The sequence below is a fragment of the Pseudomonas sp. B707 genome (assembly GCF_022496685.1).
GTDB lineage: Bacteria > Pseudomonadota > Gammaproteobacteria > Pseudomonadales > Pseudomonadaceae > Aquipseudomonas > Aquipseudomonas paraglycinae.
In genome coordinates, this window is record NZ_WTVE01000031.1 from 433,546 (window position 1) to 443,934 (window position 10,389).

Sequence of the window (10,389 nt, forward strand, 5' to 3'; positions counted from 1 at the left end):
GCGGTCACCTGAGTGCTGCGGGGGCCAGGATTGCGGATGGATGTGTTCATTTGGGGAAAATCTCCAGCAATCGTGGCGCTATCTTTTCCAGTGGACGGATTTCTACGGCCGCGTCGATGGCTGCGGCAGCCTTGGGCATGCCGTACACCGCACTGCTTTGCTGATCCTGCGCGATGGTCAGATAACCCTGTTGACGCATGAGCTTAAGCCCTTGCGCCCCGTCGCGTCCCATCCCTGTCAATAAAACCCCTACTGCGTCACCGTTCCAGTAACTGGCGACGCTTTCGAAAAATACATCGATCGAAGGGCGGTAGATCTCGTTGACCGGCTCGGCGGTGTAGGCCAGCGTGCCGTTCTTGAGCAAACGAATATGGTGGTTGGTGCCGGCCAGCAGCACCGCGCCGGCCTGCGGCGGTTCGCCTTCGCGGGCCAGACGCACGTCGAGGCCGCTGGCGCTGGCCAGCCATTCGGCCATGCCGGCGGCAAACACCTGATCGACATGCTGCACCAGCACGATGGCCGCCGAAAAGTGGCGCGGCAGGCCTTTGAGCAAGACTTCCAGCGCCGCCGGGCCACCGGCCGAAGAGCCGATCGCCACCAGCCGCTGGCGCGAGGCGGTACTGCGTGGTGTCGCAGGTGCCGGGCGTGAGCGGGCGGTTTTCTCGCCGATCAGCCAGCCGATATTGAGGATTTTGCGCAGCAGTGGCGCCGCCGCTTCCTGAGGATTGCCGCCGCCGATGGCCGGGGTATCGACCACATCCAGCGCGCCGTGGCCCATGGCTTCGAACACCCGGTGCACGTTCTGCTGGCGGTCCACGGTGACGATGACGATCGCGCACGGGCTCTCGGCCATGATCCGGCGGGTGGCCTCGACGCCATCCATCACTGGCATGATCAGGTCCATCAGGATCAGGTCAGGGGTGTTTTCGGCGCACAGGCGCACCGCTTCGGCGCCGTTGCTGGCGACCCACACCACCTGATGCGCCGGCTCGAAAGCCAGCGCCCGGCGCAGGGCCTCCACCGCCAGGGGCATGTCGTTGACGATTGCGATCTTCATGCCCGCGCTCCTCCGATGAGCTCAACCACCGCGTCGAGCAGGGCGTCGTCATGAAAACTGGCCTTGGCCAGATAATAGTCGGCGCCGGCGTCCAGTCCACGGCGGCGGTCTTCCTCGCGATCCTTGTACGACACCACCATCACCGGCAGCGATTGCAGACGGTTGTCGCGGCGCAACAACGAGACCAGTTCGATGCCGTCCATGCGCGGCATGTCAATGTCGGTGATCAACAGATCGAAATTCTCGGAGCGCAGGGCGTTCCAGCCGTCCATACCGTCCACCGCAACGGCGACGTCGTAGCCGCGATTGAGCAGCAGCTTGCGTTGCAGCTCGCGCACGGTGAGCGAGTCGTCGACCACCAGAATCCGTTTGCGCGCGGCCTCCGCGGCCTGATTACCGTGGCGGGCAATGCGCTCCAGACGCCCGGTATTGAGCAGTTTGTCCACCGAACGCAGCATGTCTTCAACATCGACGATCAGCACCACCGAGCCATCGTCGAGCAAGGCCCCGGCGGAAATGTCCTGCACCTTGCCCAGCCGTTCGTCCAGTGGCAGCACCACCAGCGTGCGCTCGCCGATGAAACGCTCGACCGCCACGCCGTAGATCGCATCGCGCTCGCGGATCACCACGACTTTCAGGGTCTCGCCGCTGTTCTGGCTGGCCGGACGTTGCAATAACTGACTGGCCGCGACGAGCCCGACATGCCGGCCTTCGTGCCAGAAATGCTGGCGCCCTTCGACCTGCACGATGTCCTCCGGCGCCAGATCGCACATGCGCTCGATGTGCGCCAGCGGGAAGGCGTAGGCCTCGTCGCCGACCTCCACCACCAGGCTGCGCACCACCGACAGGGTCAGCGGCACTTCGAGATAGAAACGACTGCCCTCGCCCGCCGTCTGCTCCAGCACCACCGCACCGCGCAACTGGCGGACCATGTGCTGAACAGCATCGAGACCGACGCCACGACCCGACACTTCGGTAACCTTGTCCCGCAGGCTGAAACCCGGCAGAAACAGGAAGGTCAGCAGTTCCTCTTCACTCAACTGGGCGGCGGTTTCCGCGGGCGACAACTGACGTTCGACGATGCTGCGGCGGACCTTTTCCAGATCCACACCATTGCCGTCGTCGCTAAGTTCCAGCACCAGCAGACCGGCCTGATGCGAGGCGCGCAGACGGATCAGGCCTTCCTCGGACTTGCCTTTGAGCAGGCGTTCTTCCGGGGTTTCGATGCCGTGATCGACCGCGTTGCGCAGCAGGTGCGTGAGCGGTGCTTCGAGTTTTTCCAGCACATCGCGGTCGACCTGAGTCTTCTCGCCCTCGATCTCCAGCCGCACCTGTTTGCCGAGGCTGCGACCGAGGTCGCGCACCATCCGCACTTGCCCGGACAGCACATCGGCGAACGGCCGCATGCGGCAGGCCAGCGCGGTGTCGTAGAGCACTTGTGCGCGCTGACTTGCCTGCCAGGCAAACTCGTCGAGTTCGGCGTTTTTCTCTGCCAGCAGTTGCTGGGATTCGGCGAGCAAACGACGCGCGTCTTCCAGCGCCTCTTGAGCCTCAAGGCTCAGGGCATGTTCCTTGAGATGAACGTTGAGACTTTCCAGCGCCCGCAGGCCGTTGTTCTGCATGCGTTTGAGGCGCTGCATCGTGGCCAGGTGCGGCTTGAGGCGCTGGGTTTCCACCAGGGATTTGCTCGACAGATCGAGCAGGCTGTTCAGGCGTTCGGCGGTGACCCGAAGCACCCGCTCGCCACCTTCGGTGGTGCGTTTGCTCTTGCGAGGCGCGGGTTCCGGCTCGGCAACCTCGACCGGAATTTCAACCGGCGCCGGCTCAACCCCCGGCGGTGGCTGAAGCTGCAACTCGGCCATCGGTGGCGCACTCGGAGCGGCGGGCACCACGGCCGGTGCCGTCGGGTCGAGCAAACCGCCCATCAACGCCACGTAAGCCTCGATGTCCGCCGGTTGAGGGCCGTTGGCCGGAGTGGCGATGCGCATCAACAGATCGGTGCCCTGCAACAGCGCGTCGATATGCTCGGGGCGCAGGAACAATCGCCCTTCCTGGGCGCTGACCAGACAATCTTCCATCACATGGGCGACGCTGACTCCGCTGTCGATGCCAACGATCCGCGCCGCGCCTTTCAACGAGTGCGCCGCACGCATGCACGATTCGAGCTGATCGGCCTGGGTCGGGTTGCGCTCCAGCGCCAGCAGCCCGGCGCTGAGCACCTGGGTCTGGGCTTCGGCTTCGAGACTGAACAGCTCGAGCAAGGAGGCGTCGCGCATTTGCTCGGGGGTCATGTGAGGCTCCGGGACACGGCGGACAACAGCTGTTCTTCATCCAGCCAACGCAGGCTGCGACCTTTGAAAGGCAGCACGCCTCGGGTGTATTTGGCGCTGGTCTGTGCGCCAGACCGCGACGCGGCATCGAGAATTCGCTCGTCGATGGCGTGAATCCCGTCGACTTCGTCGACCGGCACCACCACCGGCCCGCCCTGGGCCGAGATGATCAGCATGCGCGGCATGATCCGCGCGCCGGTCACCGGGGCCGCGTTGCTGTCGAGGTCGAGCAGTTCGACCAGCGACAGACAGGCCACCAGCGCACCGCGCACGTTCGCCACGCCGAGCAAGGCCCGGGAGCGCTGGTGCGGCAGCGAGTGAATCGCCTGCAACGGCGCGACCTCCACCAGACTGCGGGTGGCCAGGCCGAGCCATTCTTCACCGAGGCGGAACATCAGCAGCGAACGGGTCTTCAGCTCGGTTTCCACCTGGGTCGCCACCGGGTCGCGCTCGTCCTGCTGCAACGCATATCGGTCGAGCAGACGCGTGGCGGCGGCGGAATACACCGAGCAATTGCGGCAATGGATGTGCTCGTCCAGCAGCGGACAGGACTTGTCGCCGTGGATGCCGATGCGGTTCCAGCAATCGTCGATGGCCCGGGCGTCTTCGTGGGTGACGTTCAAGGTGTCGGACGGGATCATCGTTTACGCTCACTGTCGGCGGTGCGGTCGCTGCGGGCGGCGCGCTCCTGCAATCGTCTGGCGCCGGCCGTGTCGCCCTGGGCCTGCAGCAACGCAGCCAGGTGCATCAAGGCTTCGGGGTGTTGCGGTTCGAGGTACAGCGCTTTGCGGTAAAAGCCCTGGGCTTCGAGCGCGCTGCCGGCGACATCGCTCAGCAGGCCGAGCCAGTAGAACACCTGGGCCACCGGCTCATGGCTGCGCAAATACTGTTCGCACGCGGCCCGGGCCTCGCCACTTCTGCCTTCGTTGGCCAGGGCGGCGATGTTGGCCAGCAAGGTCGCGGCGTCGGGGTTGGTGCTTTTAGCCGTCGCGGGCAACGGCGTCACGCCAGCAAACGGACGGTTGCGCACCGGCGGTGGTGGCGTGCTGCGCAGCGGTTGGCGCACAGGTAACGGCAGCGGAATCGCGGTCGGCGCCGGCAACGGTTCGGGTTGTGGATCGCTGTGACGGCTGAAAGCAAAGGACTGTGGAATCCCGATCGAGCGCATGCCCAACCGCCCAAGCAGACTACCCTCGGCCGGGCCGATAAACAGCACGCCATCGACATGGGTCAGGCGCTTCAGCACCGCGAATACCTGCTGCTGGGTTGGCTGATCGAAATAGATCAGCAGGTTGCGGCAGAACACGAAATCGAACGGCGGCTCGTTGACCAGCAATGACGGATCGAGCACGTTGCCGACATGCAAGCGAACCTGCTCGCGGACGATTTCATTTACTCGATAGCCCTCGTTCTCGGCGAAAAAATGCCGCTCACGAAAGTCCAGCTCCTGACCGCGAAACGAGTTCTTGCCGTACAGCGCACGCCGCGCCTTGTCCACCGACAACGGGCTGACGTCCATGCCATCGACCTTGAACTGATGGGGCTTGAGGCCCGCATCGAGCAAGGCCATGGCAATCGAATAGGGTTCTTCACCGGTGGAACACGGCAGGCTGAGGATGCGCAGCGCGCGCATGTTGCTCAGTTCACCCAAGCGTTTGCGCGCCAGTTTGCCGAGGGTGGCGAAGGATTCCGGGTAACGGAAAAACCAGGTTTCGGGGACGATCACCGCTTCGATCAGCGCCTGCTGTTCATCCCGCGAGCCTTGCAGGGTCTGCCAGTACTCATTGGCATTCACCGTTTGCGACAGGGTGATGCGCTGGCGCACAGCCCGTTCGATGATCGCCGGCCCGACCGAGGCGACATCGAGGCCGATGCGTTCCTTGAGAAAATCGAAGAAGCGCTGGTCGCTGCTCATGGCTGCTCCTCAAGCCGCGCCGGATCCAGCGGTGGCGTCGGGAACAGCAGCGTACGCACCGACTCGTCCAGCAAGTCGTTGACCCGCACCCACTGCACCAGCCCTTGGGCGTCTTCACGCACCGGGCCGAGGTACGGCGCCTGACGATTGTCGAGGCCGTACGGCCGGAAATCCTCCGGGTTGCAGCGCAGGGTGTCGGTGGCCTGCTCAAGGATCAGACCCAGCCATTGCGAGGCTTGCGAGTCATCCGCGCGGTAATGCACCAGCACCAGCCGTGTGCTGGTGCGCGCTTCGGCAGCGTGGCCGAAGGTCAGGGCACTGAGGTCGATCACCGGCACCACCGTGCCGCGATAGGCAAACACCCCCGCCACCCAGTGCGGCGCCCGGGCAATCGGCTTCAACGGCAGGCGCGGCAGCACTTCGGCCACTTCCGTGGCGCGCAAGGCGTAGCGTTCGCTGCCGATGCGAAACAGCAAGAACAGCGCCTGCTTCGCCACCGGTGCAGCGCTGCGTTTGGCGGTGATTTCGCTCATCAGACTTTGAATCGCGAAACGCCGCTGCGCAGGCCCACGGCCACCTGGCTCAGTTCGTCAATGGCGAAACTGGCCTGACGCAACGACTCGACCGTCTGGCTGCTGGCATCACCCAGCTGCACCAGCGCGTGGTTGATCTGCTCGGCACCGGTGGCCTGGGCCTGCATGCCCTCGTTGACCATCAACACCCGCGGCGCCAGCGCCTGCACTTGATGGATGATCTGCGACAGCTGCTCGCCGACTTGCTGCACCTCAGCCATGCCGCGACGCACTTCCTCGGAGAACTTGTCCATGCCCATCACCCCGGCAGACACCGCCGACTGGATCTCGCGGACCATCTGCTCGATGTCATACGTGGCGACAGCCGTCTGATCCGCCAGACGCCGCACTTCAGTGGCGACCACCGCGAAACCACGGCCATATTCACCAGCCTTCTCCGCTTCAATCGCGGCGTTCAGGGACAGCAGGTTGGTCTGGTCGGCGACCTTGACGATGGTCACCACCACCTGATTGATGTTGCCGGCCTTCTCGTTGAGGATCGCCAGTTTGGCGTTCACCAGATCCGCTGCGCCCATCACCGAATGCATGGTGTCTTCCATGCGCGCCAAACCTTGCTGCCCGGAACCGGCCAGCACCGAGGCCTGATCGGCGGCGGTGGAGACTTCAGTCATCGTGCGTACAAGGTCGCGAGAGGTCGCCGCGATCTCGCGAGACGTCGCGCCGATTTCAGTGGTGGTCGCAGCGGTTTCGGTGGCGGTGGCTTGCTGTTGTTTGGAAGTGGCCGCAATCTCGGTCACCGAGGTGGTGACCTGCACCGACGAGCGCTGGGCCTGGGACACCAGCGAAGTGAGCTCGGTCATCATGTCGTTGAAGCCGGTTTCCACGGCGCCGAACTCGTCCTTGCGGTCGAGGTTCAAGCGGCTGCTCAGATCGCCGGTGCGCATGATGTCGAGGATCTGCACGATGCGGTTCATCGGCGCCATGATCGCGCGCATCAGCAGCAGACCACAGAACCCGGCGGCCAGCACGGCCACCAGCAGCGAGACGAACATGCTGACTTTGGCCGCCGCCACGGCCTCGTCGATGTTAGCCATGGCCTTGTCAGCGACTTTCTTGTTCTCGCCAATGATGTCGTTGAGCTTCATCCGGCCCGAGTACCAGGTCGGAGTCAATTGCTCGTGGAACAGCTTGACGGCGTCGGCTTCCAGATTGCGTTTGTGCAGATCGAGCACCGCATCTTGAATTTTCAGATAGGCGTCGTGATATTTCTCGAACGCCGCGAATTCGAGCTTGTCCTCGTCCGTCACCACCGTGCCACGGTAATTGGCCATCTGTTCCTGAAGCCGGGATTCGAAAGCCTTGTAATCGGCCGCATCTTCACTGCTGACGCCCTGCCCCTCCTTGAGGCCCAGCAGTTCCTGGGTCTGCAGGTAACTGTCGACCCACGCGCCACGAATCATCGAGCTGTAATAGACGCCGGGAATCGCGTCGTCACGGACGCTGTTTTCACTGGCCTCGATCATCAGCAGCCGCGAATACGAGACGACCACCATCAGCAACATGATGGTGATAATCACCGCAAAGCTCGCCAAAATGCGTTGGCGCAACGTCCAGTTCTTCACAGTCAGTCCTCGGGGCGGGTCGAAATGCGGGGGAGTATAGCTGAGGGCGGTGTTTCATTTATAAGACGGTTTGCCGCGCTCTAGCCTTCCGGCATTAAACGGGGTGGGCTCTGGACAGGGACTTTCAAGGAATCGGAGGGTGGCGTGCCAGTGACGCAATGGCAAAAAGGGGCGATGGATTGGCCATTTCGGGTTTAGATGATCTGCAGGCACGGTAGCCATGTGCCATGGTGCGCAACTTCTTGCGCACTTGTTTCGCGAAATCGCCGCCCGATATCGCTACAGCCCCCGGTTACCGTCGCCTGTAGCCGAGTGCGCAACTTCTTGCGCAGTACTGCGCAAGAAGTTGCGCACTTTTGCTTTCATTGCTGTTCAAAAAACGCTCAAACCCTCGGGCCAGAGCGGCGAAGTCCCCGGCTCCCGGGGACGCACCAAAAGCTGGCACGCTCCTTGATAACAGTCAGGCACCCACCGGGCGATTTCGCCTCCCGGGCACCCTAACTTTATCCGCAAGGAGCACCTCCCATGGCAACACCAGCGTACATGTCGGTTACCGGCGAAAAACAAGGCCTGATCACTGCCGGCGCCTTCACCGCCGACTCCGTTGGCAACACCTACCAGGAAGGTCACGAAGACCAGGTCATGGTTCAGGCGTTCAGCCACGACGTGATCATCCCGCGTGACCCACAATCCGGTCAGCCAACCGGTCAGCGCGTTCACAAGCCAGTTGTGATCACCAAGGTCTACGACAAGGCTTCGCCACTGCTGCAAGCCGCTCTGACCTCCGGCGAGCGCATGAGCGAAATCGTTATCCAGTGGTACCGCACTTCGGCTCAAGGTACCCAAGAGCACTACTACACCACCAAACTGGAAGACGCGATCATCGTCGCCATCAACAACAAAATGCACAACTGCCAGGATCCAGGCAACTCGCACTTCACCCACCTGGAAGAAGTGCAGTTCACCTACCGTAAAATCACCTGGACCCACGAAGTATCCGGTACTTCGGGTTCCGATGACTGGCGTGCTCCAGTCGTTTAATTACGGCTGATCGTTTCAAGCATCGGCCAGCTCTGCTGGTCGATGTTGTTTACGCCCCTCCAGAATTTCGCGTGCGTTGAACCGCTTGACGGTCATCGACGAACGCCGCTGTACAGCACGAGGAACAAGGGATGTTCGCGCCGGCCAATGAAACCCACTTTGCCCTGACCATCGAAGGTCTTTCCGCCGACTTTCAGGTGTTTACCCTCACCGGTCGGGAAGCCGTCAGCCAGCCTTTCGTATTCGAGGTGGAGCTGGTCAGTGAGCAGCCGTCGCTGGACCTCGAAACCCTGCTGCACAAACCGGCCTTCCTGCAGCTGTCGCCCGACGGCAGCGGCATCCATGGCCTGATCTACCGCGCCGCGCAAGGCGATTCCGGCAAGCGCCTGACGCGCTACTCCGTGACCCTGCGCCCGCAACTGGCGTATCTCGCGCACCGGATCAACCAGCGGATCTTCCAGAACCTCAGCGTGCCGAAAATCATCGGCAAGGTCCTCGAAGATCATGGCATCCAGGGCAACGCCTACGCCTTCCAGACCGGCTCGATCTACCCCGACCGCATTTACTGCGTGCAATACGACGAATCGGACCTGCATTTCATCCAGCGCCTGTGCGAAGAAGAAGGCATTCACTACCACTTCCAGCACAGCGCGACGGCGCACAAACTGGTGTTCGGCGATGACCAGACGGTGTTCAAGAAACTGGCGCCGGTGGCCTATCAGCAGGACTCCGGCATGGTCGCCAGCAACCCGGTGATCAAACGCTTCGACCTGCGCCTGGAAACCCGTACCAGCCGCACCACCCGCCGCGACTACGACTTCGAAAAACCGCGCCTGACGCTGGAAAGCGAAAACCGCGGCGACGCCCTGCCCGACCTCGAGGACTACGATTACCCGGGCCGTTTCATCGACCGCGAGCGCGGCAAACACCTGGCCAAGCGCGCCCTCGAACGTCATCGCAGCGACTTCCAGCTCGCCGAAGGCAAGAGCGACCAGCCGTTGCTGGTCAGCGGCCATTTCCTCGCGCTGAAAGAGCACCCGAAAGCCAAGTGGAACGACCTGTGGCTGCTCACCGAAGTCCACCACGAAGGCAAACAGCCGCAGGTGCTGGAAGAGTCGGTGACCAGTGACACCACCGCGCTCAAAGACGATTTCCATCAGGGTTACCGCAACCGCTTCCAGGCCACCCCGTGGGACGTGCCGAACCGCCCGCCCCTGCGCCACCCGAAACCGCGCATCCTCGGCAGCCAGAGCGCCGTGGTCACCGGGCCGAAAGGCGAAGAAATCCACTGCGACGAATACGGCCGCGTGAAAGTCCAGTTCCACTGGGACCGCGACGGCCTCGCCGACGACAAGACCAGCTGCTGGCTGCGCGTGTCCTCCGCCTGGGCCGGCGCCCAGTACGGCGGCATCGCGATCCCGCGCATCGGCATGGAAGTGCTGGTCACCTTCCTCGAAGGCGACCCCGACCAACCGCTGATCAGCGGCTGCCTGTACCACAAGGAAAATATCGTCCCGTACGCCCTGCCGGCGAACAAGACCCGCACCACCTTCAAGACCCTGAGCTCGATGGGTGGCGGCGGCTTCAACGAACTGCGCATCGAAGACAAGAAAGGCCAGGAACAGATCTTCCTGCACGCCCAGCGCGACTGGGACGAAAACATCGAACACGACCAGAAAATCCGCGTCGGCAACGAACGCCACGACGTCGTGGAAAAGAACAGCTACACGGAATTCAAGGCCGAAGAACACCACACCGTTTACGAAGACCGCAAAGTCGAAGCCCGCGCCAACGATCACCTGACCGTCGGTGTGAATCAGCACATCAAGATTGGCACCGGGCAGTTCATCGACGCTGGCCAGGAAATTCACCTGAGCAGCGGCATGAAGGT

Annotated in this window: 8 protein-coding genes; 2 read left to right on the forward strand and 6 right to left on the reverse strand. The window is 62.8% G+C overall.

What is annotated here, in order from left to right; genetic code table 11:
- Positions 1-46: 46 nt before the first annotated feature.
- Genes GQX66_RS21070 through GQX66_RS21095 form a run of 6 tightly spaced genes read right to left on the reverse strand, consistent with a single transcriptional unit; the run spans position 47 to position 7,457 of the window.
- Positions 47-1,057: a chemotaxis response regulator protein-glutamate methylesterase gene (locus GQX66_RS21070; RefSeq protein ID WP_085748081.1), complete on the reverse strand. Its 1,011-nt coding sequence runs from the start codon at positions 1,055-1,057 to the stop codon at positions 47-49.
- Positions 1,054-3,348, reverse strand: coding sequence for a hybrid sensor histidine kinase/response regulator (locus tag GQX66_RS21075; RefSeq protein WP_240871129.1), 2,295 nt, complete (start codon positions 3,346-3,348; stop codon positions 1,054-1,056). Before GQX66_RS21075 ends, GQX66_RS21070 begins: the two co-directional genes overlap by 4 nt.
- Entirely contained in the window at positions 3,345-4,028 is a 684-nt protein-coding gene (locus GQX66_RS21080; RefSeq protein WP_085748079.1) for a chemotaxis protein CheW, read from the reverse strand. Before GQX66_RS21080 ends, GQX66_RS21075 begins: the two co-directional genes overlap by 4 nt.
- The gene (locus tag GQX66_RS21085) at positions 4,025-5,302 is read right to left on the reverse strand and encodes a CheR family methyltransferase (RefSeq protein ID WP_240871137.1); all 1,278 of its coding nucleotides are present in this window, start codon (positions 5,300-5,302) and stop codon (positions 4,025-4,027) included. The genes GQX66_RS21080 and GQX66_RS21085 overlap by 4 nt, the downstream gene beginning before the upstream one ends.
- Positions 5,299-5,835: a chemotaxis protein CheW gene (locus GQX66_RS21090; protein ID WP_236188071.1), complete on the reverse strand. Its 537-nt coding sequence runs from the start codon at positions 5,833-5,835 to the stop codon at positions 5,299-5,301. Before GQX66_RS21090 ends, GQX66_RS21085 begins: the two co-directional genes overlap by 4 nt.
- Complete coding sequence (locus GQX66_RS21095) at positions 5,835-7,457, reverse strand: methyl-accepting chemotaxis protein (RefSeq protein WP_240871139.1); 1,623 nt, start codon at positions 7,455-7,457, stop codon at positions 5,835-5,837. Before GQX66_RS21095 ends, GQX66_RS21090 begins: the two co-directional genes overlap by 1 nt.
- Positions 7,458-7,982: 525 nt before the next feature.
- On the opposite strand from GQX66_RS21095, the gene GQX66_RS21100 reads away from it, so the two are divergent.
- Together GQX66_RS21100 and GQX66_RS21105 are read left to right on the forward strand one after the other, a co-directional pair.
- Positions 7,983-8,498 carry an Hcp family type VI secretion system effector gene (locus tag GQX66_RS21100; RefSeq protein ID WP_047601845.1) on the forward strand — a complete coding sequence of 172 codons (516 nt, stop codon included), beginning with the start codon at positions 7,983-7,985 and terminating at the stop codon, positions 8,496-8,498.
- 131 nt (positions 8,499-8,629) lie between these two features.
- The coding region (locus GQX66_RS21105) for a type VI secretion system tip protein VgrG (RefSeq protein ID WP_240866386.1) at positions 8,630-10,389 on the forward strand (1,760 nt) is incomplete at its 3' end.